The organism is Streptomyces fuscichromogenes (genome assembly GCF_014645815.1).
Taxonomy (GTDB): domain Bacteria; phylum Actinomycetota; class Actinomycetes; order Streptomycetales; family Streptomycetaceae; genus Streptomyces; species Streptomyces fuscichromogenes.
This window is the reverse complement of sequence record NZ_BMML01000041.1, coordinates 45,483-67,328: the sequence shown is the minus strand read 5'-3', so window position 1 is coordinate 67,328 and position 21,846 is coordinate 45,483. Positions and strand designations below refer to the sequence as shown.

Sequence of the window (21,846 nt, the reverse complement as noted above, 5' to 3'; positions counted from 1 at the left end):
CAACGCGGTACGCGCGTCGATCGGCGCACCGCTGAGGACCAGGTAGGCGGTACGCCACCGCCCGATGCGCCGCGTCACGCTCACCGTGCCCCCCGCCCCGGGTACGAGTCCCATGCGCAGTTCGGGGAGCTGGAAGTAGGCGTCGTCGGTGGCTTCCACCCGGTCCGCGAACGCCGGTACCTCGATGCCCGCGCCGATGCAGGCACCATGCACCCGGACCCGGACGCGGTCGGCAGCCCGGTACACCGCGTGGCCGGCGCTCTGCCGGACACGGATCAGATGGGCGGTCGCCACGTCGGGGGTCGTACCGAACTCGTCGAGGTCACCACCGCTGCAGAACGACGGACCGTTGCCGCTCAGCTCCACTTCGGTGATCGTCGGGTCGAGCAGGACGAGGTCGAGGGCCTCGACAAGACCGTCCCGCACGCCCCGGCTGAAGGCGTTGTGGCGCTGCGGCCGGTTGAGGGCGACGCGCAGGAGCGATCCGTCGCGGGAGACCAGGACCGGTTCGGGGTGGTCGGGCACCGGCCGTCGCGGAGTGCGGGCGCGCCAGGCGGCGAACTCGGGGCCTGCCAACAGCATCGAATAGGCCAGTGACTCGGCGGTCAGGCCGTCGGCGACCGGCAGCCTCTCGGTGAGTCGGAGCAGACCGTTCAGCGTCACCGCGGCCCTGGGCACGGTGGCCGCGTACTCCGCCATACGCTCGGCGGTCGCCCAGGGATCCTCCACGCCCACCCGCTCGGCCCCGCACGCGTCCTCCCCGGCCGGCACAAGGGTGCACGTCAGCCTCTGCAGGAGGGGCGAGAGGCGATCTGGGACGGAGGTTCTCGTCACTCCGATCAACACCCGGTGCGGCTCGTCGGCGAGGACGGGCAACGGGTCGCTCGGGGCCCATTGGTCCAGGTCGACGAAAGCCACCGGTGCCACCGGGTGCCCGGAAGGAGTCAGCTCCAACCGCGTGACGGCTTCGTCCGAGAGCTCACGCGGGCCGACGCGGCAGACAGTGTCCATGGGGGTGCCTCAGGGGAAGACCGGGTGCCGTGCAGCCAGCAGCAGTCGGCACACGCGTTCGTAGTGCAGGGCGGAGTTGCCGTACAACACCTCGTCGGCTTTCACGCGCCGCAGGTAGAGGTGCAGATCGTGCTCCCAGGTGAAGCCGATCCCGCCGTGGATCTGCAGAGCCTCGCCTGCGAGGCGGCTCGCCTCCTCGGAGGCGAAGGCCTTCGCGGTACTCGCGGCCTGCGAGGCGTCAGGTGCACCGGCATCGGCGGCCATGGCCGCGTAGTACACGGCTGCCCGCATGCCCTGGACGGCCAGGCGCATGTCGGCGGCCTTGTGCTTGATCGCCTGAAAGCTTCCGATGGGCCGCCCGAACTGGACCCGGACCTTGGCGTACTCGACCGTCGCCGTCAACATCCACTCGGCCGCGCCGAGGGCGTCGGCGGCCGTCAGGACGGCTCCCGCGTCCCGCAGCCGGCTTACCTCGGCAGGCTCCGCATGGAGCCGTCTGCCGAACGGGACGTGCACCTGGTCCAGGGACACCTCGTACAGGTTCCGGGTCAGGTCCAGTGACCGCTGGCGGCGCACGGTGACACCCGAGGCGTGGCGGTCGACGAGAAAGTTGGCCGGCTCACCGTCGAGCTGCGCTGTGACCAGCAGCCAGCGGGCGCTGCCCGCGTCCTGGGCGGCCGACTTGGTGCCGCGCAGCACGAATCCGTCCCGCTGCGGTGTGGCTGTGGTGAGCTGGTGCCGTGTGCTCCATTGCCCCCCGGCCTCCGCGAAGGCCCACGTCGCACGAGCCGACCCGGCCGCGAGCAGGGGCAGGACTTCGACGCACAGCTCGGCGGAGCCGCCACGGCTCACCGCGAGCCCGACGAGGGCACTGGTGAGGAACGGCCCGCGGGCCACGGCCCGCCCCAGCTCCTCGGCGACCAGGGCCAGCTCCGTCAGGCCCTGGCCCGCGCCGTCGTATTCCTCGGGCAGCGCGAGACCCGTCCATCCCAGGTCCGCCCCGAGCTGCCACAGCTTGGTGTCCACGTCCTCGTCCGCGCCGAGCAGGCCTCGTACCCGCTCGGGTCCGGCGTGGTCCCGGAGGGTGGCCCGGGAGACGTCTCGGAGCATCGCCTGCTCCTCGCTGGGTTCGAAATCCACCGTCGCTCCCTCTCTCCGCCGGGTTGCGGTACCCGACGCGCGGCTCCATCAGATGGGGAGGTTATGCTATCACTAAGTTAACCAAGTCGATGAGGTCTGCTAGGGCCTCGGCACCCCGTGGAGGCCACCGTGCGACTCGACACCTCCCCCGAACTCGATGCGTTCAGGGCCCGTGTGCGTGCCTTCATCTCCGATCATGCGCCGGGAATCAAAGTGCATACAGGGGTACGCGCCCCGGAGCCCGGACTTGTTCCGGCGATCCGCGCCTGGACCGCGCGGCTGTACGCCGAGGGACTTCTGGGGATCGGCTGGCCGGAGCAGTACGGAGGCAGGCCGGACGCCCATCCGCTGGAGGCGTTCATCGTGGCCGAGGAGCTGACGCGGGCGCGCACCTGGGAGCCGATCGGCGCCGCTTCGCTCGCCGCGGCAGCCGTGATCGAATACGGCACGAAGGAGCAGAAGGACCACTTCCTGGCCCGCATCAGGGGCGGCGCGGACATCTGGTGCCAGTTGTTCAGCGAGCCGGGAGCGGGCAGCGACCTGGCGGCGCTGAGTACGAGGGCCCGCCGCGAGGGCGACGCGTTCGTCGTGGACGGCCAGAAGGTGTGGACGACCAACGGTCAGCACGCGGACGTCGGCTACCTGCTGGCTCGAACCAACCCGGACGCCCCCAGGCACAAGGGCATCACGGCCTTCGCCCTCGACATGCGCGCACCGGGCGTCGACATCCGCCCGCTGCGCGAGATCACCGGCTCCACCGACTTCAACGAGGTCTTCCTCGACGGCGTACGGATCCCCGCCGACCGGGTCATCGGTGAGGTGGACGACGGCTGGCGCGTCGCGATGTCGAGCCTCGCGCACGAGCGCACCGGGGTCGCCGGGCACGCCGCCGAGCTGTTCCTGTATCTGGACGACGTCCTCGGTGTCGCGGCGGACGCCTCCGTCGCGGGCCGGCCCGCGCTCGACGACGCCTCCGTGCGCCGGGACATCGGACGGCTCGCCACCCGGGTGCACGTGAACAACCTCATGAACAAGCTGCAGCAGTCGCAGATGCTGGCGGGCAGAGAGGATCCCGCGGCCGCCCCCCTAGGCAAGATCTTCTTCGGTGAGACCAACCTGGCGCTGACCGAGTTCGGCATGGCTCTCCAGGGTGCCGACGCCCTGCTGACGGAGGGTGATGCCGGCGCGGTGGCCGACGGCTGGTGGCAGGACGCGTTCCTGTACGCACGGGCGTACACCATCGCGGGCGGGGCCAACGAGGTGTTGCGCACCGTGGTGGCCGAGCGGGCTCTGGGGCTGCCACGCGAACCACGGTGACGGTCGGTGCGGCGACCGAGGAGGAGGCCCACCCGGGCGAACCGGGTGGGCCTTCTGCTGTGGAGGTCGGCCCTGAGGCGCGCTCAGTCGAGCAACGCCAGGCTTGCCCGTGCGTAGGCCTGTCGGCGCCGCTCGCTGACAAGGAAGGAGGGAGGCGCGAAATAGGCCACATCGCGGGCGAGGGAGTCACCGCGCCGACGGAGAGCCGCACGGGCGTCCAGGGTGGTGCCGCACACGGCGATCTCCTCGACCATCTCGTCGGTGACCGCCCCGGCCATGCCGTCCGTGTCGCCGCGACGGAAGGCATCCCGCAGTTCTTCGACCGGCTTCTGCCAGCCGTGATGCTCGACGTAGGGGTCGTACGTCTTCACGGTGAGATAGAAGGCGATCATGCGACGGGCGTCACGGACGGCACGCTCGGGGTCGTCGTCGTTCACGGCGGTGATCACCCACCCGTGCTCGACGGGCCGCTTCTCGCGTTCGCCCCTCTCGGCTCCGCGTGCCACGGCCGGCCGTACCACCTCGTCCCACCAGCTGCGCGTGAACAGGCCGTGCCCGATCACCCCGTCCGCGACCCGCCCGGCGGCGCCCGCCATCTGCTTGTTGAAGCCGGCGAGCAGCAGGGGCACCTCGATACGGCCCAGCACCGGCGCGCGCACGTCGGCGTCCACGCGGTAGAACTCGCCCGCGTAGCGGACCGGCTCGCCGTTCTCGGCGTGCAGCCAGGCCCGCACGGCACCGACGAGGTCGGCCATGCGGGCCACCGGACGGTCCGCCTCGACGCCGAACCAGTCGCGGTTGATGCGGTACGCCCCCGAGCCGAGCCCGAGGAACAGCCGCCCGGGGGCGTGCTTCCACATGCTGCGCAGGGCGGCGGCGTGGGCGTAAGGGGTGCGGGCGAACGCGTAGGCGATCGCGGGGCCCACCGTCGCCGTACGCGTGGCGAGCGCCATCTCCGCAAGCGTCGTGTACGCCTCGTGGTCCACGAACTCACCACTGCAGAACATCGTCACCCCGGCCGCCTCCGCCTCGGCGGCGATCTCGGCGCCCTGCCACGGGATTCCGTACTCCATGCCCTGTCCTCCTCATTCCCAACCGCCCAAGACTCATCTAACCTAGTTCACTATGATAGCTCTGTAGGTTCTGGATGTGAGAGCGGAAAGTCGCCGACGCAAGGGAGAAGGACACGTGAGCAGCGCGCAGTCGACGGTGCGGGAAGAGGCCTTCGGTGTTCTGACCGAGGCCGCACTGGAGAGGTCCCGGGGGCGTCTCGGCGTGCCGCAGCCGCAGCGCAACCCTCCGCACAACTACGAGGTGACGTGGGACGCCGCCCGCCACTTCGCCTACGGCTACGGCGACGACAACCCGCTGTACTGCGAACCCGAGTACGCGGCCGGAACTCGGTGGGGCAGACTGCTCGCTCCGCCGACCTTCCTGTACACGATGGGGGAGGACGCGGCGCCCAGGCCCGATGCGGAGACCAAGGCGCTACTCAAGGGCGACCCGTTCGCCGGGCTCGGCTCCTACCAGGCGGTGATGGAGTTCGAGTGGTGGCGCCCCCTGGCGCTGGGCGACCGCTGCCGGGTGCTGCAGGCGCAGGTCGGCGTCGTGGAGAAGAAGTCGAGCTTCGGCGGTCGTACGGCCCACGTCACCAATGACTTCCTCTACACGGACGGCCAGGGGCGGATGCACGCCGTGCGCCGGGGCACGTGGATCAATGCCGAGCGCCACACGTCGAAGAAGCGGGCCAAGGAGCAGCTGGAGCAGACTCCCTACACCCCCGAGCAGCTGGCGGAGATCGACGCGGCGTACGCGGCCGAGACGCGGCGCGGCTCCGAGCCCCGCTACTGGGAGGACGTACGCGTCGGCGACGAACTGCAGCCCCGGGCCAAGGGGCCGCTGACGACCACGGACGTCGTCGTGTGGCACCTCGGCTGGGGTATGCAGCTCACGCCTCCCGGTGCCTTCCGGATCCAGTACGACACCCGCAGGAAGGCGCCGGGTCTCTACCCCGCCAACGCGCTCAACGCGCCCGACACCGTCCAGCGACTGCACTGGGAGCCGCAGCGCGCCCAGGAGCTCGGACTGCCCACGTCCTACGACTACGGCGGCATGCGGGAGACCTGGCTGGTGCACGCGATCACGGACTGGATGGGCGACGACGCCTGGTTGTGGAAGCTGCGCTGCGAGCACCGCAAGTTCAACTACCTCGGCGACACCACCTGGGTGCGGGGCAGGGTCGTGGGCAAGCAGGAGATCGACGGCCGTCACGAGGCGCACCTCGAAGTGTGGTGCGAGAACCAGCGCGGCCAGACCACCACGCCTGGCACGGCCGTCGTGCTGCTGCCGACGAGGCGCGCCCCGCGGGTGAGCCTGCCGGAACCCCCTGCCGCCGACCTGGACGGCATGGTGCGGCACGAACTGCGGCGGCACCGGGTCGCCGGCTGAAATCTGGGTCCGGGCAGCCCCGCAGGGTGCGAAAGAGCCCCACCGGACTCGGCCGGCGGCCGGCGCCGGCGGGTCCGTACAGCGAAGAGCGGAGTGAACGAGATGTCACAGCAAACGATGCCGGCCGAGGCCCACCTGGCACGCCTGGCGAACTCCCCGTCCGTCGGTCTCCGTGTCGCGGCGCTGGAGCGCGGCCATGTCCGTCTCGTCTTCCACGGCGTGGCCTCGGTCGCGGAGGTGACTCTCGCGGAACTGCATCAGCGCGCGTGCAGTGTCGCCGCGGGATTCGCGGCGCTGGGCATCGACCGGGGCGACGTGGTCGCCGTGCAGCTCCCGCACCGGGTCGAGGAGGCCGTCGCCCATGCGGCGGCGCTGCTGCGGGGCGCGGTGCTGATGCCCCTGGACCTCTCGTGGAGCGCCCAGGAGGTGCAGCGTGCGCTGCGGCGATCCCGGGCGGTCGCGCTGGTCACCTCGGCCTGGCGCTCCCACGACGTGCTCCGGGCCCGTAACGCGGCCGACGGTCTCCCGTGGCTACGGCATGTCGTGGCGGTCCCCGGGACCTGGCCGACGGCCGGTGTGCCCGCCGACGGCATCGAATGGGAGATACTCGAACGCTTCAGACCGCAGCCCCCGGCGGCGGCCGCCCGCCCGGACGAGGTGGCGCTGATCGTGCACGCCCCGGCGGTCGGGTCGATGCCGCCGCGGGCCGTCCTGCACACCCATGCCTCGCTGCTCGCCGAACTGGCGACGATGCCGCCCGCGCCCGGTGTCGTCCCCGGGCGCGTCCACCTCGCGCCACCGGGCGCGGGTGACCTCACCGCCACGACGAGCCTGCTGCGCGCACTGGTGACCGGGCTGCCCACGGTGTTCCTCGAGCGCTGGGACGCGACCACCGCGCTGGAACTCATCCACCGGCATCACGTGACATCGGTCGCCCTGAGCCGCTTCCGTCTCACAGGCCTCCTGGAGGCTGCCGCCCGCAGTGGTGAAGGCATGGCCGAGGTGACGGAATGTCACATCCTCGGCGCCGTCACGCGAGCGGTCGTGGAACAGGCCGAGCGTGCCGGGGTCGCGGCCTACGGCGGCTACAGCCGGGTGGAGCATCCCACCATCGCCGCGGGGTCGCCGAGGGATTCGCTGCAGGTGCGCGGCGCGGGTGCCGGATGTCTGTTGCCGGGCAACGAGGTGCGGATCGTGGACTGCGCCGGCCGGGATGTGCCGCCCGGGCGGGAAGGCCGGATTCTCAGCCGGGGGCCGGAGCTGTTCCTCGGGTACCTGGAGCAGGCCGGGGAGCCGCCGATCGTCGACGGCTGGTTCGCGACCGGCGACCGCGGTGCGCTCGACGCCGACGGACGTCTGTACACGGCGGGCGTGGCGCGGGCGGAGGAGACCGCCGACGCGGCATGACCCAGAAGGTCGACATAGTTTACTAGGTGAGCTGGCACGAGGTATGGTGCTGGAAGATGCCTCTCTCCACCACCAGGAGATCTTCCATGCACATCGAGGGAATGTCCGCCCTGGTCACCGGCGGCGCGTCCGGCCTCGGACTCGGAACGGCCAAGCGGCTCGCCGAGGCCGGCGCCCATGTGGTCATCGCCGATCTGCCGTCCTCCCCGGGCCAGAAGGTCGCCGACGAACTGGGCGACCGCGTCCGCTTCGTCCCCACCGACGTGACCGACGAGGACCAGTTCCATGACGCCGTCGCGGCGGCGGGCGAAGCCGCGCCGTTGCGTGCCCTGGTGCACTGTGCCGGGATCAACCACACGATCCGGCTCGTCGACCGGGACGGAGAGCCCGGAGAACTCGCCGGCTTCGACAGGGTGATCAGGGTCAACCTGATCGGCTCGTACAACGCCCTGCGCCTGGGCGCCGCAGCCATGGCGGCGACCGAGCCGGTGGACGGCGAGCGCGGCGTGATCGTCCTGACCGCGTCCGTGGCGGCGTACGAGGGCCAGATCGGCCAGATCGCCTACAGTGCCTCCAAGGGCGGCGTGGTGGGCATGACGATCGTCGCCGCGCGCGACCTCGCCGGCCGCGACATCCGCGTGAACACCATCGCCCCCGGACTGATGAAGACCCCGCTCTTCGACTCCCTGCGCGAGGACGTCCAGGCGTCACTGGCCGCGAGCGTGCCGAACCCCAAGCGCTTCGGAACGCCCGACGAGTACGGCCGGACGGCGCAGTTCCTGATCGAGAACGCCTACGTCAACGGCGAGACCATCCGCCTCGACGGCGCCATCCGCATGGCGCCTCGCTGATCCCTCAAGGAGAACCACGCGCCATGTCCGACGAGGTACTGGTGGAACACGCCGACGGCGTCACCCTCATCACCATCAACCGGCCCGAGGCCCGCAACGCCGTCAACCGCGCCGTCAGCGAGGGCGTCGCCGCGGCCCTGGACGAGTTCGAGTCCCGTAAGGACCTGACCGCCGCCGTCATCACCGGTGCGGGCGGCACCTTCTGCTCCGGCATGGACCTGAAGGCGTTCGTCGCCGGGGAGACGGTGGCCCTGGAGGGCCGCGGCTTCGCCGGCATCACCAGGCGGCCTCCGCGCAAGCCGGTCATCGCCGCGGTCGAGGGCTACGCCCTGGCCGGCGGCTGCGAGATCGTCCTCGCCTGCGACCTGGTGGTGGCCGCCGACGACGCCAGGTTCGGCATCCCCGAGGTCAAACGCGGCCTGGTCGCCGGAGCGGGCGGGCTGCTGCGCCTGCCGAGGCGCATCCCCTACGCCGTCGCCATGGAGCTGGCCCTCACCGGTGACTTCCTGGATGCCGCCCAGGCGCACCGCTTCGGCCTGGTGAACCAGCTGACCGAGCCGGGCAAGGCGCTGGAGGGCGCCCGGCGGCTCGCCGCACGCATCGCCGCCAACGGTCCGCTGGCGGTCGCAGCCACCAAGGAGATCATCGTCCGCTCGGCCGACTGGTCGGCGGAGGAGGCCTTCGACAGGCAGGCCGTGATCATGGAGCCCGTGCTCAGGTCCGCCGACGCGCGCGAGGGCGCGATCGCCTTCGCGGAGAAGCGCCCGCCGGCGTGGCGCGGCGAGTAGACATTCCGATTCCGATACGAGGAGCAGCAATGGAGCTGGCTGGTGGCGTCGCCCTGGTGACGGGCGGGGCGGGCGGACTCGGCGAGGCGACGGTACGGCGCCTGGCGGCGGCCGGGGCCAAGGTCGTCATCGCGGATCTCGCCGACGAACGCGGCGAGGCCCTCGCCAGGGAACTCGGCGACGACGCGGTCTTCGCACGCACCGACGTGACCCATGAGGACAGCGTGCTCGCGGCGCTCGAAGTCGCGCGGGGACTGGGTGAGTTGCGGGTCGCCGTCAGCGCGCACGGCGGTCCGGTGGCCCACGCCCGCGTACTGGACCGCGAGGGCAACCCGTACGCCCTCGACCTGTTCAAGCGCACCCTGGACGTGTACCTCACCGGCACCTTCAACGTGCTGCGCCTGTCGGCCGCGGCGATGGCGAAGAACACACCGAACGAGTCCGGCACCCGTGGGGTGGTGGTCAACACCGCCAGCATCGCCGCTTTCGAGGGCCAGATCGGCCAGTCCGACTACGCCGCGGCCAAGAGCGGCGTCGTCGGCCTCGGACTGGTGGCCGCGCGTGACCTGTCGGCGGTCGGCATCCGCGTCATGACCATCGCGCCCGGCACCTTCTTCACCCCGGCCTTCCGCATCCCCGAGGAACAGGCGCAGGAGACCTGGGGCTCCAAGGTGCCGTTCCCCAAGCGCATGGGGCGGCCCGAGGAGTACGGCGCCCTGGTCCAGCACATCGCCGAGAACGACTACCTCAACGGCGAAGTGATCCGGATCGACGGCGCGCTGCGCTTCGGCCCCAAGTGACGAGGGCGACGGCAATGAGCACGGCAGCCGAAGAACTCCGGGCCTACCTGGACGAGGTCACCCCCGCACTGCACCGCGCCTGGCCGGACAACCGCTCCTTCGCGGCCCGTCTCGCCTGGCAGCGCGCCCTCCACCTGGGCGGCTGGGCGGCCCCGCACTGGCCCGTCGAGGACGGCGGCCGGGGTCTCGGCATCCTCGACCGCCTGGCGTGCGACGCGGAACTCGCCCGCGCTGGAGCCCCCGACATCGCCGGCGTCTTCGGTATCAAGAACGTCGGCCCCACCATCTCCCGGTTCGGCACTCCCGAACAGCGCGCGTCCCTTCCCCGGATTCTGTCCACGGAGGAGATCTGGTGCCAGGGCTTCAGCGAGCCCGACGCGGGCAGCGACCTCGCGTCCCTGCGCACTCGGGCGGAGCCGGACGGGGACGGTTTCCGGATCAACGGCCAGAAGGTGTGGACCTCGGACGGCATGCGGGCCACCCACTGCATGCTCCTGGTCCGCACGGATCCCGGGGCCCGCCCGCACCAGGGCATCTCGGTCCTGCTCGTCCCCCTGGACACCCCCGGCATCGAACGCCGACCGCTCCGCCAGATCACGGGCGACTACGAGTTCGCCGAACTGTTCTTCACCGACGTGCACGTCCCGGCCGACTCCCTGCTGGGCCCCCTGAACGAGGGCTGGCGCGTCACCATGACCACCCTCGGCCATGAGCGCGCCGGCGTCGTCGAACTCGCCAACTCCCTCCAACGGGACGTGAAGAAGGCGGTGGCGGGGTTCCCGGACGGCGTGGCCGACCCGGTGCTGCGCCAGGAACTGGCCCGCCGCTACGTCGAGGCGCGCACGGTCGGCCTGCTCGGCCGGGACGTGCTGCGCGCCCTGAGCGCGGGGGAGCAGCCCGGCCCCGCCCAGTCCGTCATCAAACTCGGCTGGAGCCTGACCACGCAGCGCCTGGGCGAGACCCTGCTGGAAGCGGCGGGCCCCGCCGCCATCGCCGCCGGGGACGGCCCCGAGGTCCACCGCTTCCTGCGCGGACGTGCCTCGACCATCGCCGCGGGCACCACCGAGGTCATGAAGAACATCCTGGCCGAACGCGTCCTCGGCCTCCCGAAGGGATGAGTGCCGTGAGCGACCGCAACGACGAGCACGACGAACTCCGCAAGGTCGTCCGTGCCTTCCTGGAGCACGCCTCGCCGAGCAGCGAGGTACGCCGGCTGGCGGAGACCGACGAGGGCTACGACCCCGAGGTCTGGCGCCGCCTCGCGGACGAGCTGGGCCTGGTCGGTCTCATCGTCCCCGAACGCTTCGGAGGGGCCGGCGCCGGAGCGGCCGAACTCGCCGTCGTCATGGCGGAGATGGGCCGAACTCTGCTGTGCGCCCCATATCTGTCCTCGGCCGTGCTCGCACCGGCCGCACTCCTGGAGAGCGGGGACGAGACGGCCTGCGCCGAATTCCTCCCGGACATCGCGGACGGCTCGGTGATCGCGACCCTCGCGGTCGCCGAGGGCAACTCGGACATCCGCGACCTGGACGCCGTATGGACGACCGCGCGCGCCGACGGGGACCGCCACCTCCTGTTCGGCACCAAGGAACGGGTCACCGACGGATACGCGGCGGGGCTCCTGCTGACCGTGGCGCGCACGGAGAAGGGGCTCTCCCTCTTCGCCGTCGACCCGGAAGCCGTGGAGCGCCGGCCACTGCCCGCACTCGACCCCACCCGCAAGCTGGCCCGGGTCCACTTCGACAGGACGCCTGCCCGCCTCATCGGTGCCGAGGGTGCGGCCGAGGGGGCCGTCGCCAGGGTTCTCGACCTGGGAGCCGTCGCCCTCGCCGCCGAGCAGGCGGGCGGCGCCGAGCGGTGCCTTGAACTGTCCGTCGAGTACGCGAAGACACGCGAGCAGTTCGGCCGGCCGATCGGCGCCTTCCAGGCGATCAAACACAAGTGCGCCGAACTGCTCTACGAGGTGGAGTCCGCCAAGGCAGCCGCCCAGGACGCGGCCCGGCTGTGGTCGGCGGCCGCGGCCGCGAGCGAGCAGGGCCTGGCCGCGTCGGTGGCCCGGGCGTACTGCTCCGAGACCTACGTCCACGCCGCGGCCGAGACCATCCAGATCCACGGCGGCATCGGCTACACCTGGGAGCACGACGCCCACCTCTACCTGCGCCGGGCCAAGTCGTCGGCACTGCTGCTCGGCAGCACCTCGTGGCACCTGGAACGGGTCGCCGCCGACATCGGCCTCGTCCCCACCGCATAACCCCCCGAACAGCCCCCTGACCCCTCGACTCCAAGGAGGCCCGATGGCCAGCGCCACGGTCCAGGACGCCGGTACGTCCCCCGCGCGCCAGGCGCACTGGAGCGTGCGCCTGGCGGAGTTCCTGGACGCCCACGCGGGCAGGCCGCCCCGCGACAAGACCGCGCGCCTGGCCTGGGCCCGCGCCTTCCACGCCGATCTGGAGGAGGCTCACCTCGCCGCTCCCGGCTGGCCGGCCGAGGCCGGCGGCATGGGACTGGACCTGGGCGACCAGATCGCCTACCACCAGCAGATGACGGCCGCCCGCGCCCCCAGACACCCCTGCGGGCTGTCCTTCATCGTGGCACCCACCCTCATCCGGCACGGCACCCCCGAGCAGAAGGAGCGGTACCTGCGGCCGCTGCTGCGCGCCGACGAATTCTGGTGCCAGGGCTTCTCCGAACCGGGCGCCGGAAGCGACCTGACCTCGCTGACCACCCGGGCGGAGCGGGTCGGCGACGCATACGTCGTCAACGGTCAGAAACTGTGGACCACCATGGCCCACCTGGCCGACTGGATGTTCGCCCTGATCCGCACAGGCCCCGCCGGACCCGGCGGCGCCGGGATCTCCTACCTGCTCATCTCCATGAAGAGCGAGGGCATCACCGTACGCCCCCTGAAGGACATCAGCGGCGGCACGCACTTCTCCGAGGTCTACTTCGACGACGTACGTGTGCCGGTCGGGAACCTGGTGGGGGAGGAAGGCGGCGGCTGGGCTATCGCCCGCACCAGCCTGGGCCACGAGCGGGCCACCGCGTTCCTGTCCGACGAGTTCCGCTACCGGAGGGTCGTCAGCGAACTGCACCGGCTCGCCAAGACCTCGGGTGCCGCGGACGACCCCGTCGTACGGCAGGACCTGGCCAGGATCGAGGCTTCGGTCCGGGTGCTCGCCTCCAACAGCCGGCGTGCCCTCGACGCGGTTCTGGAGGGCCGGGACCCCGGTCCCGCGGCCTCGGTCAACCGACTGGTGCGTGCCGAGTTCGACCAGCGTCTGCACGAGGTCGCGCTGCGCGTCGTCGGACCCGACGCCGTACTGGGCCAGCGCGAGCCGACCGCCCCGGAAGGCGGACGATGGACGTACGGGTACCTGATGAGCCGCTCCTCGACCATCGGGGCCGGTACCGCGGAGATCCAGCGCAACACCATCGCCGAGAAGGTGCTGGGCCTGCCCTCGTGGAGGAAGGAAGCCTGATGACACCACCAACCGGCCCGAGCGAGCTGCCGGACTTCGGGACGATCCTGGCCGAACTCGGCGAGGACCACGTTCTGACGGTGACCCTCAACCGGCCCGAGCGGCTGAACGCCTTCAACCAGCAGACCCTGGACGACTTCGCCGCGCTGTGGCGGTACGCCGCCCAGGAGGACGCCGTGCACGTGGTGGTCCTTCAGGCGGAGGGCGAGCGGGCCTTCTGCACCGGCGTCGACGTCGGGGAGGGCATCGACCGGCACCCCAACCCGTTCAGCGACCTCGATCCCGGCACCAGCCTGTCGCCCAAGCTGAACCGCTGCTGGAAGCCCCTCGTCTGCGCGGTGCACGGCATGGTGGCCGGGGGAGCCCTCTACTGGCTGAACGAGGCCGACCTCATCGTCGCCGCCGAGGACGCCACCTTCTTCGACCCGCACACCACCTACGGGATGGTCGCGGCCCTCGAGCCCATCGGGCTCGTCCGCCGCATCCCCATCGGGGAGGTGCTGCGGATGGTGCTGCTGGGCAACGACGAGCGGATGTCGGCGCGCCGGGCCCTGGAGATCGGCTTCGTCAGCGAGGTCGTCGAGCGGGAGCGACTGCGGGAGCGGGCGCACGAACTGGCCGCGCTGATCGCGGCGAAGCCACCCGTAGCGGTGCAGGGAAGCGTCCGGGCGATCTGGGAGTCCCTGGACACCGGACGCAGCCAGGCCCTCGCCACGGGGCTCGCCTACACCCAGATCGGCAACCCGATCGGCAAGGCGCGGATCGACCGCGATGCCGTCAAGAACCGGAAGTACGAGGTGCGTTGATGACCGCCGACGCGGAGATCGAGAAGGAGCTGCGAGAGACTCTCGGCGGCCTGCTGCGCCGGCGCTGCGACATCGAGACGGTGGCCGCCCTGGCCGACGGGCCCGAGAGCTGGGACCGGAACCTGTGGCAGGAGCTTGAGGGGATGGGCGTACTGGGGCTGGTGGTCCCGGAGCAGTACGGCGGCGAAGGCGCCGGCTTCTCCCTCGCGGTCGCCGCGCAGGAGGAGCTGGGGCGTCGGCTCGCGCCCGTGCCGACGGTGTCCATGGCCGCGGCCCAGGCCGCCCTGCTGGCGGCGGGGACCGACGAGGCCGCGCGATGGCTGCGCCGGATGACGGGGGAGGGAGTGACGGCCGCACTCGCCGTCGGACGCGGCGCCGACGGCTGGAGCCAGGACGCGGGGATACGCGCCGAGGACGTATCCGGGGAATGGACCGTGACCGGAATCGTGCCCGTGGTCGCCGACGCGCCGTGCGCGGCCGTGTTCCTGGTGGCGGCGGAGACCGCGGCCGGCCCTGCCCTGTTCGCGGTGGAACCGCAGAACCGATGTGTGACGACACCCGTCGACGCCCTGGACCCGACCCGTCCCCTGGGCGCCGTCGCCCTGACCGACTGCCCCGCCCGACTGGTCGCCGGCCCCGACGTCTTCGGCGAGGTCCTGCGCGCCGCCGAACGGGCCGCGCTCGTCCTGCTCGCCGCGGACGCCGTGGGCGTCGCCGCCGAGGCCATGGTCCTGGCGGTGGAGTACGCCAGGACCAGGCACCAGTTCGGCCGCGCCATCGGTACTTTCCAGGCCGTGTCGCACCGCTGCGCGAACATGCTCATCGCCGTCGAGTCGGCCCGGGCTCTGGTCGCCGCCGCGGCCGATGCACTCGACGAGCCCGGTCCGGACACCGACACCGCTGTGTGCCTGGCCGCCGCCGAGGCCCTGGAGACCGCGGTATCCGTCGCCCAGGGGTGCGTGCAGGTGCACGGTGGCATGGGCTTCACCTGGGAGCACCCCGCCCACCGCTACCTCCGCCGTGCCAAGGCCGCCGAGGCGCTGGTCGCGCTCCCGGACCGGCTGCGAGAGCGTGCGGCGACCGGTCTGCTCGCTGCCGTCTAGACGCCCGGCCACACGATGCCTGACCGCCCCTCGCCCGTGTTCGCCGGGGCCGGACATGGTTACCCTGGTCGTCCCGCGTGGTCGTGCGGGACAGACGGAGAGGAGGCCGCGCCCGTGCCTACGGAGTCCGCGGAGCGTGAGCGGATCATCAAGGCGGCCTATCGCTGCCTGGCCGAGGCAGGAGGCGCGGGAGCGTCGGTAGGCGACATCCTGCGCATCGCAGGGCTCGGGACGCGTGCCTTCTACCGGCACTTCGACTCCAAGGACGACCTGCTCCTCGCCATGTTCCGGCGGGACAGTGAGCGGCTGCTGGCCGAACTGCAGAGCGCCGCGGCCAGCGCGGGCACTCCTGCCGACGCGTTGCAGGGATGGATCGAGGCGATGCTGCGCCTGACGTCCGAGGCGCGTCGGCGCCAGCACGTACGGATCCTGTCTTCCGAGGGAGCCCAGCGCGCTGCGGGATACGCCGCGGAGCGGGCCCGGGTCGCAGCGGGACAGGAGGCCGCCCTTGCGCAGATCCTGTATCGGGGGCGCCAGGACGGTTCGTTTCCCTGGACCGACCCCGAGTCGGACGCCCGGTTCATTCGCGCCGTTATCGCCCAGGCATTCGACGAGCAGATGGCGCCGACGGTGTCCATGAGCGCGACCGAGGCTGCCGCCCGTGTGCGCGACTTCGTACTGCGGGCGCTGGGGGCGGCGGCACCGGCTGCGGAACCGCAGGAGCGTTGAGGTTCTACACGTCCGTGACGCGGAGCCCGGCGTGTGCCTTGTAGCGGCGGTTGACCGAGATCAGGTTCGCGACCAGGGACTCCACCTGGTGGGCGTTGCGCAGCCGCCCCGCGAAGACACCGCGCATCCCGGGGATCCGCCCGGCCAGCGCCTGCACGATCTCCACGTCCGCCCGCACCTCGCCGAGCACCATCACATCGGTGTCGATCTCCTCGGTCTCCGGGTCCTGGAGGAGCACGGCGGAGAGGTGGTGGAAGGCGGCCGTGACCCGCGAGTGCGGCAGCAGTGCCGCGGCCTGCTGCGCCGCGCTGCCCTCCTCCGGCTTGAGCGCGTAGGCGCCCTGCTTGTCGAAGCCGAGCGGGTTGACGCAGTCCACGACCAGCTTGCCGGCCAGTTCCTCGCGCAGTGACTCCAGCGTCCTGCCGTGCCCGTCCCACGGCACGGCGACGATCACGAGATCGCTGCGGCGCGCGCACTCGGCGTTGTCGGCGCCCTCCACACCGTGCCCGAGCTCGTCGGCGGCGGCCTGCGCGCGCTCGGCGGCCCGGGAGCCGATGATCACCTTCTGGCCGGCCCGGGCCAGCCGGTAGGCGAGGCCCTTGCCCTGCGGGCCGGTGCCGCCGAGCACCCCCACGACCAGACCGGAGACGTCGGGCAGGACCCAGGGGCCCTCGACCGGCGCTCGTTCGGGCGCGGCCGCGGAGGATTCGGTGGCGTCGTCTCTGATGGTCACGGCAGGTGCCTTTCGTACGGCGAGCGGGAAGTGGGCGCGGCTGGTCCGTTCACGTCTCTTGACGCACTCTTCAGGCCACGGTCAGACTCACTATAGGTGAAAATGCTGTTTTCGCGTCGATCGGAGAACCGGCGATGGAGTCGCAGGAACGCGTGAGGACAGGGCCCCTGGAAGGGCTTGTGGTGGTCGACCTTTCCACGACGGAGCCAGGCGCCTTCGCCACTCAGTTCCTCGCGGACTCCGGTGCCGACGTAGTGGGCATCGAGCCTCCTGGAGGCAGTCCCCTACGTTCCCGGGCGGCGTGGCCGGCTTTGGCGCGCGGCAGGCGTAGCGCTGTGCTGGATGTACACGACGAGGCCGACCGCACCGCCCTCTTCCGGCTCGTCGAGCAGGCCGACGTGCTCGTCACCACCATGCGGCCCCGCACGCTCAAGCGGCTCGGCCTCGAACGGGAACACCTCGAGCAGCGCAATCCCCGGCTGGTCAGCGCAGCCGTCACCGGCTGGGGGGCCGGCGGTCCTTGGCGCGACCTGAAGGGCTACGAGGGGCTGGTCATGGCCAAGTTGGGCATGTTCCACGTGAAGCGGGACATCGTCGTCAGGCCCGGACCCGCGTTCCTGTCGGTGCCGTTCGCGACATGGGGGGCGGCTCACACCGCTGTCCACGGCATCCTGGCGGCGTTGTTGGAGCGGGAGAGCAGCGGGTACGGCCAGCATGTGGAGGCCGACCTGGTGCGCGGGATCGGCACGCTGGACACCTGGACATGGTTCACGGAGCTGGTCGGGCTCCGCTGGCCGGAGGCGTATCGCACGGTCGAGGCCTACACCCCGGAGGGGGAGCCGCATTCGACCTTGGTCTACCCGCTGCTCGTGGCGCGGACGGAGGACGGGCACTGGCTCCAGTTCGCCCAACTCGGGCCGCGTCTGTTCGCCGCGTTCCTGGCGGAACTGGGCCTTGTGCGGTTGCTCGACGAGCCCAAGTGGGCAGGTTTTCCGGACCTTGGGACCCAGAAACTGCGCACGGAGTTCTGGGAGATCCTTCTCCAGAGGGTCGGTGAGCGCACCCTCGCGGAATGGCAGCAGGTCTTCGAGAGAAACCGCGACGTCAACGCCGAGGTCTTCCGATCCGGTCCCGCTGTCCTCGAACACCGGCAGCTCACCCACGACGCACGCGTCACCGTGGCGGGCGGAGTACGGCAGCCAACGACCCTCGTGCACATGGACGGGAAACCCCTGACATCGGCCCGGCCCGCACCCCGTCTGGACGAGCACGGGGATTTGGTCCGGGCACCGTCGGCGAGCAGCGGGCCGGTGCTCCCGCCCACGGACGCGACCGGCGGCCTGACTCTGAAGGGACTCACGGTTCTGGACCTGGGCGTCATGTTCGCCGGCCCGTTCGGGGCCATGCTCCTGTCCGACCTCGGGGCCAGGGTCATCAAGGTCGAGCCACTCGGAGGCGACACGATCCGCCGGGTGTTCCCCTTTCCCGAAGCGGGCGGAGCCAAGGTGATGCAGGGCAAGGAGAGCATCTGCCTCGACCTTCGTACCGACGAGGGGCGCGCCATCGTCCATGAACTCGCCCGCCGCAGTGATGTCGTGCTCCAGGCGCTACGGGCCGGAGCCGCCGAACGCGCCGGCGTGGACGCTGCCACGCTGAGGGCGATCAATCCCGACCTCGTCTATGTCGACGCCTGCGGGTACGGTGACGGCGGTCCGTACGGGGCGCGCCCGGCCTACGCCCCTTCGATCGGCGCGGCGGGCGGGGTGGCACTGACGGATGCGCCCCACGCGGGGGCCGCGGTCGGCTGCCTGGCGGAACTCAAGCGGAGCGCGGTGCAGCTGTACGGCGCCGCCGCGAAACCCTCCCTCCAGGCCGACGGCCTGGCCGCGTTGGCGGTCGCTTCCGCGGCGCTGCTCGGCCTGCTGGCGCGCGCCCGTGGCCGTGCGTTGGCGCCCTTGACGACCTCCATGCTCGCGACGGTCACTCACGCCCTGCTCGACCGGGTCATCGACTATCCCGGCCGTCCCGCCTCCCCGGACGTCGACGACGCAGGGTGTGGCTTCCACGCCCTCTACCGCCTCTACCGAGCCGCCGACGGCTGGATCTTCCTTGCGGCACCGGCGGTGAAGGAGTGGCAGCCGCTGGCCGCCGCGCTGGGACTGAGCGGCGCCGGGCGCTTCGACACTCCCGAGGCGCGTAGCGCGCACGACGCGGACCTCGCCCGAGCCCTGGCGGAGCTCTTCGTCACACGCCCCGCGGCCGAGTGGGAAGAGCTGCTCACCGCGGTCGACGTGGGCTGTGTCCAGGTCACGGAACAGCCCCCCGAGGTCGTGATCCAGACACACGAGGAGCTGGCCGTGCAGTATGCCGCCACCGCCGAGAGCCCGGTCTTCGGCGAGCACTTGCGCCCCGGTCCCACGGTCCGCTTCTCCCGGTCCGCCACGCAGGCGAAGGGCGGCTGCCTCGCCGGGGAGCACACCGACGCCCTTCTGGGCGAACTCGGCTACGGCAGCGGGGAGATCGCAGCGCTGCGGGAGCGCGGATTGGTCGGCTGAGCCGGACGGCGCCGACGGTGGCCGATTGACAGGCGTGCCCATCGGGTTCATCATGAAAATGACGTTTTCAATGCATGGGGCAAATGTATCTCGTGCGGGGTCGACCGGAGCGGAGGCCTCCGCCGCCCTCGATGACGCCGACCTGGCGATCGCGGACGGCACCACATGTCGAGGCGGCAGCTACGACGGCCCTACGACCTGTCTCGACGCACCGCCATGCCCCGCTTCCGGGAGTTGAACCATGGTCATGACCGGCCCTCAGCGTGAGCTGCATCCCCGCCACGGCACCCATGAGCCGACGGTCGGCAGCCCCGCTCGCTCACCAGGATCGATCCGCCGCACCACCAGCATCGACATGCTCCGCCCGGACGGCCTGGACGGCCCGCTCGTCCTGGCCGGACGCGGTCGTGATCTGCTGACCGCTGCCGACGGGACGGCGCGTTTGGTCGCGAAGGCCAGTTGTCGTGCCGTGGTCGACTACACGGGCGGGTGGGCCCTCCGGGAGTTGACGACCGAGCCCGCTCGCCCTCAGCTCGCTGCCCTCATCGGCGGCAGCGCCTCCGCCGGATTCCGGGGCCGACTGAATGAGTCCGACCCGTCCCTCGCCGCGCGGTACAACCTGCTTCACCTGCTCTTGGACGAACTCCCCGTGGTCACTCTTGTCTCCGGGCACGCAGTGAACGCCGGCCGTGACGGACGGGTCGCTTCGCCAGGCCGTCCGACGTTCCGGGAGAACCAGTGCGCAGGGTTCGCGACCGGCGGGACCATCATGGTCGAACTGCGGCGAGACGGGAAAACGCCCGTCGTGACGGGTCCGGAAGCACCACGGCTCAGCGTCGTGAGGGACCCGCTCGCCTGGCACGGTACCGAACCCCTGCCGCCCGGGGCCATGCGCCGAGTCCGCCGCACCGACGTGCGCCCGGGTCTCCGCGCGATCGTCGACGGTCTCTTCAGGGACTCGTACGTGCTGCCCGACGGCACCGAGACTGTCATCCACGAGTACACGCTGAGCGCGGAAGTCGACACGAGCGCCGGCTCGGTGGTCTCCTGCGAGGCGACACCTCGTGTCCTGCCCTGGACCGAGTGCCCCGTCGCCGCGGCGAGCGCCACCCGCCTGGTCGGACAGCCCCTCGCTGACCTGCGTCGGCGGGTGCGGGAGACCTTCGGCGGCACGGACACCTGCACCCACCTCAACGACATGCTGCGCGGGCTGGCCGACGTACCGGCCCTGTTGTCCACGCTCGCGGCGGACGGCCCTGCCGAAGCAGATCAATGGTGATGCATCCGCTGAGGTGAATCACCATTCATCTTGGCTCTTCCTTCAGGAGGGGGGCGCTTGCGTGCGCCGATCGTTGTGCCCCGGACCGGACCCGGCGAACGGCTGCGCGCTCGTCTGGCGGTTCCGGTGCCGGCCTTCGGCGGCATCCTGACGGCGGTCTTGCGGACCGCCGCCGTCCTGGCAGGGCGTCCAGGCGATGGACAGAGAGGCTCCGAGCAGGCTCAGGAGGAGGCCAAGGAAGAAGCCGCCTAGGTTGCAGACCGGAATCGATGCGAGGGCCAGCAAGATGGCCCCGGAACCTGCGAATACGTGCATGACTGGCTGCAGCCACATAGTCAGGCTAAGTATGACAAGAAGCCCACCGATGATCAGCGAGCCGCAACCGGCAGTTGTCGCCATGCGAATGGGAAGTTGGCCGATCGTAAGGCCCGCGTAGGGCGGATAGAGAATCGAGATGGCGCCCGATGCGGTGAGGATCCCGGCCGGAAATGGTCGACCCGTCCGCCAGTCGTTGAACCGCTCCCGGGCATCAGCAAGTCGATATCGAGAACCTCTGGGACGATTTCCGCTCATCTGCCACCTCTCTGGATATTTACCTTGAGCAGACGGTCTAGAAGCATTCATCGAGACCCTTGTGAATTCTCACAGTGACCCCGCTTGACTCGGCGCTGCCAGTACTCGTTGCCAGTACGATCTGTTTGGAGTCGGTCACCACGATGGAATCGGAATCCCGTGCGGCGCCGGCGGGATCCACTTTATCTCCCTCCTTGATTCCCGGCCCTTTTGTGTCGGACCCTGTCGCGACACCGCTGCGCTCGCCCGTGACCGTGGTTGTTCCGGCGACAGTCCGAATAATGTCGGTGTATGAATCACGCGCCGTGGACTCTTCTGTGGTCACTTTTACCGTGTATGTGCCGATCAGCGGGATGTTTTGGAATACTGTGGATTGGCAGATTCCTTTGGACTTTGCAAACTTGAGACCCGAGACGAGGACCGGGATCCTTTTCCCGTCATACCGCCTGTCTGTGGCTGCGTATTCAATGAAACCGGCTCCATCTGTTCGTTCGGTGGAAATCTTCATTTTCTGATTGGAGATAGTGAATGAGGCTGCGAGGGCGCCCTGGGCCACAGCGATGAAGAGTCCCGTGCTGGCCGTAAAGCTTGCGACCATCACGCTGGCGAAAATTCCCCATCTGATCCTGCTGGACTCGCCGTGCATGTTTCTTCTCGCTCCCTGGAAGGATTGCATATTGCGGCCAGGAGGGTATGGGTGAATCAATGTACTGATCCCTGGAGGGATGGGTGTCGACGTGCGACACCCAACATCCCAGGCATCGTAGGTCAAGGCTCAGTGATGAGCGAATCACGGAATGTCTGCCAATCGAGTGACGATGCGGAGT

The 21,846-nt window shown here is 70.7% G+C and carries 20 protein-coding genes; 14 read left to right on the top strand and 6 right to left on the bottom strand.

Annotated elements, in window-relative coordinates; genetic code table 11:
• The coding region (locus IEZ11_RS46805) for an enoyl-CoA hydratase/isomerase family protein (protein WP_189269199.1) at positions 1–1,011 on the bottom strand (1,011 nt) is incomplete at its 3' end.
• Between the two features lie 9 nt (positions 1,012–1,020).
• Positions 1,021–2,151 carry an acyl-CoA dehydrogenase family protein gene (locus IEZ11_RS46800; protein WP_189269198.1) on the bottom strand — a complete coding sequence of 377 codons (1,131 nt, stop codon included), beginning with the start codon at positions 2,149–2,151 and terminating at the stop codon, positions 1,021–1,023.
• Between the two features lie 129 nt (positions 2,152–2,280).
• On the opposite strand from IEZ11_RS46800, the gene IEZ11_RS46795 reads away from it, so the two are divergent.
• Positions 2,281–3,468, top strand: a complete 1,188-nt coding sequence (locus IEZ11_RS46795; protein ID WP_189269197.1) for an acyl-CoA dehydrogenase family protein — start codon at positions 2,281–2,283, stop codon at positions 3,466–3,468.
• Positions 3,469–3,551: 83 nt separating this feature from the next.
• On the opposite strand, the gene IEZ11_RS46790 is transcribed toward IEZ11_RS46795, so the two are convergent.
• Positions 3,552–4,541: an LLM class flavin-dependent oxidoreductase gene (locus IEZ11_RS46790; protein WP_189269196.1), complete on the bottom strand. Its 990-nt coding sequence runs from the start codon at positions 4,539–4,541 to the stop codon at positions 3,552–3,554.
• Between the two features lie 115 nt (positions 4,542–4,656).
• Between IEZ11_RS46790 and IEZ11_RS46785 the strand changes: the two genes are divergently transcribed.
• The 11 genes from IEZ11_RS46785 to IEZ11_RS46735 all read left to right on the top strand — a co-directional run bounded on the left by IEZ11_RS46785 (position 4,657) and on the right by IEZ11_RS46735 (position 15,879).
• A complete protein-coding gene (locus IEZ11_RS46785) occupies positions 4,657–5,916 on the top strand; it encodes an FAS1-like dehydratase domain-containing protein (RefSeq protein WP_229713822.1) in 1,260 nt (419 codons plus the stop codon).
• 102 nt (positions 5,917–6,018) lie between these two features.
• A complete protein-coding gene (locus IEZ11_RS46780; protein WP_189269195.1) occupies positions 6,019–7,323 on the top strand; it encodes an AMP-binding protein in 1,305 nt (434 codons plus the stop codon).
• Positions 7,324–7,409: 86 nt separating this feature from the next.
• The gene (locus IEZ11_RS46775) at positions 7,410–8,174 is read left to right on the top strand and encodes an SDR family NAD(P)-dependent oxidoreductase (protein WP_189269194.1); all 765 of its coding nucleotides are present in this window, start codon (positions 7,410–7,412) and stop codon (positions 8,172–8,174) included.
• Positions 8,175–8,197: 23 nt separating this feature from the next.
• Complete coding sequence (locus IEZ11_RS46770; protein ID WP_189269193.1) at positions 8,198–8,962, top strand: crotonase/enoyl-CoA hydratase family protein; 765 nt, start codon at positions 8,198–8,200, stop codon at positions 8,960–8,962.
• Between the two features lie 29 nt (positions 8,963–8,991).
• Positions 8,992–9,762: an SDR family NAD(P)-dependent oxidoreductase gene (locus IEZ11_RS46765; RefSeq protein WP_189269192.1), complete on the top strand. Its 771-nt coding sequence runs from the start codon at positions 8,992–8,994 to the stop codon at positions 9,760–9,762.
• A 14-nt stretch (positions 9,763–9,776) separates the two neighbouring features.
• On the top strand, positions 9,777–10,880 hold the full coding sequence (locus tag IEZ11_RS46760; RefSeq protein WP_189269191.1) for an acyl-CoA dehydrogenase family protein: 1,104 nt from the start codon (positions 9,777–9,779) through the stop codon (positions 10,878–10,880).
• A gap of 5 nt (positions 10,881–10,885) precedes the next feature.
• Complete coding sequence (locus IEZ11_RS46755) at positions 10,886–12,013, top strand: acyl-CoA dehydrogenase family protein (RefSeq protein WP_229713821.1); 1,128 nt, start codon at positions 10,886–10,888, stop codon at positions 12,011–12,013.
• A 43-nt stretch (positions 12,014–12,056) separates the two neighbouring features.
• Entirely contained in the window at positions 12,057–13,241 is a 1,185-nt protein-coding gene (locus IEZ11_RS46750) for an acyl-CoA dehydrogenase family protein (protein WP_189269189.1), read from the top strand.
• Entirely contained in the window at positions 13,241–14,047 is an 807-nt protein-coding gene (locus IEZ11_RS46745; protein ID WP_189269188.1) for an enoyl-CoA hydratase/isomerase family protein, read from the top strand. The genes IEZ11_RS46750 and IEZ11_RS46745 overlap by 1 nt, the downstream gene beginning before the upstream one ends.
• Entirely contained in the window at positions 14,047–15,150 is a 1,104-nt protein-coding gene (locus IEZ11_RS46740) for an acyl-CoA dehydrogenase family protein (RefSeq protein WP_189269187.1), read from the top strand. The genes IEZ11_RS46745 and IEZ11_RS46740 overlap by 1 nt, the downstream gene beginning before the upstream one ends.
• 114 nt (positions 15,151–15,264) lie before the next feature.
• Positions 15,265–15,879, top strand: coding sequence for a TetR/AcrR family transcriptional regulator (locus tag IEZ11_RS46735; RefSeq protein ID WP_229713820.1), 615 nt, complete (start codon positions 15,265–15,267; stop codon positions 15,877–15,879).
• 4 nt (positions 15,880–15,883) lie between these two features.
• Here IEZ11_RS46735 and npdG read toward each other — a convergent pair whose 3' ends face one another.
• The gene (gene npdG, locus IEZ11_RS46730; RefSeq protein WP_189269206.1) at positions 15,884–16,606 is read right to left on the bottom strand and encodes an NADPH-dependent F420 reductase; all 723 of its coding nucleotides are present in this window, start codon (positions 16,604–16,606) and stop codon (positions 15,884–15,886) included.
• Positions 16,607–16,746: 140 nt separating this feature from the next.
• Between npdG and IEZ11_RS46725 the strand changes: the two genes are divergently transcribed.
• A complete protein-coding gene (locus IEZ11_RS46725) occupies positions 16,747–19,167 on the top strand; it encodes a CaiB/BaiF CoA transferase family protein (protein WP_189269185.1) in 2,421 nt (806 codons plus the stop codon).
• 247 nt (positions 19,168–19,414) lie between these two features.
• The gene (locus tag IEZ11_RS46720) at positions 19,415–20,446 is read left to right on the top strand and encodes a DUF2889 domain-containing protein (RefSeq protein ID WP_229713818.1); all 1,032 of its coding nucleotides are present in this window, start codon (positions 19,415–19,417) and stop codon (positions 20,444–20,446) included.
• A gap of 42 nt (positions 20,447–20,488) precedes the next feature.
• On the opposite strand, the gene IEZ11_RS46715 is transcribed toward IEZ11_RS46720, so the two are convergent.
• Together IEZ11_RS46715 and IEZ11_RS46710 are read right to left on the bottom strand one after the other, a co-directional pair.
• A complete protein-coding gene (locus tag IEZ11_RS46715) occupies positions 20,489–21,019 on the bottom strand; it encodes a DUF6114 domain-containing protein (protein ID WP_189269183.1) in 531 nt (176 codons plus the stop codon).
• Positions 21,020–21,056: 37 nt separating this feature from the next.
• Positions 21,057–21,665 (bottom strand): DUF6230 family protein, encoded by a 609-nt coding sequence (locus tag IEZ11_RS46710; RefSeq protein ID WP_189269182.1) that lies wholly within the window; start codon positions 21,663–21,665, stop codon positions 21,057–21,059.
• Between the last annotated feature and the right edge of the window lie 181 nt (positions 21,666–21,846).

Bases quoted from the DNA above. Each gene is read 5' to 3' on its own strand.
- IEZ11_RS46710 (WP_189269182.1), bottom strand. From the start codon at position 21,665: ATGCACGGCGAGTCCAGCAGGATCAGATGGGGAATTTTCGCCAGCGTG.
- IEZ11_RS46740 (WP_189269187.1), top strand. From the start codon at position 14,047: ATGACCGCCGACGCGGAGATCGAGAAGGAGCTGCGAGAGACTCTCGGC.
- IEZ11_RS46775 (WP_189269194.1), top strand. From the start codon at position 7,410: ATGCACATCGAGGGAATGTCCGCCCTGGTCACCGGCGGCGCGTCCGGC.
- IEZ11_RS46790 (WP_189269196.1), bottom strand. From the start codon at position 4,541: ATGGAGTACGGAATCCCGTGGCAGGGCGCCGAGATCGCCGCCGAGGCG.
- IEZ11_RS46725 (WP_189269185.1), top strand. From the start codon at position 16,747: ATGGAGTCGCAGGAACGCGTGAGGACAGGGCCCCTGGAAGGGCTTGTG.
- IEZ11_RS46760 (WP_189269191.1), top strand. From the start codon at position 9,777: ATGAGCACGGCAGCCGAAGAACTCCGGGCCTACCTGGACGAGGTCACC.
- IEZ11_RS46745 (WP_189269188.1), top strand. From the start codon at position 13,241: ATGACACCACCAACCGGCCCGAGCGAGCTGCCGGACTTCGGGACGATC.
- IEZ11_RS46720 (WP_229713818.1), top strand. From the start codon at position 19,415: ATGACCGGCCCTCAGCGTGAGCTGCATCCCCGCCACGGCACCCATGAG.
- IEZ11_RS46780 (WP_189269195.1), top strand. From the start codon at position 6,019: ATGTCACAGCAAACGATGCCGGCCGAGGCCCACCTGGCACGCCTGGCG.
- IEZ11_RS46770 (WP_189269193.1), top strand. From the start codon at position 8,198: ATGTCCGACGAGGTACTGGTGGAACACGCCGACGGCGTCACCCTCATC.
- IEZ11_RS46750 (WP_189269189.1), top strand. From the start codon at position 12,057: ATGGCCAGCGCCACGGTCCAGGACGCCGGTACGTCCCCCGCGCGCCAG.
- IEZ11_RS46715 (WP_189269183.1), bottom strand. From the start codon at position 21,019: ATGAGCGGAAATCGTCCCAGAGGTTCTCGATATCGACTTGCTGATGCC.
- IEZ11_RS46765 (WP_189269192.1), top strand. From the start codon at position 8,992: ATGGAGCTGGCTGGTGGCGTCGCCCTGGTGACGGGCGGGGCGGGCGGA.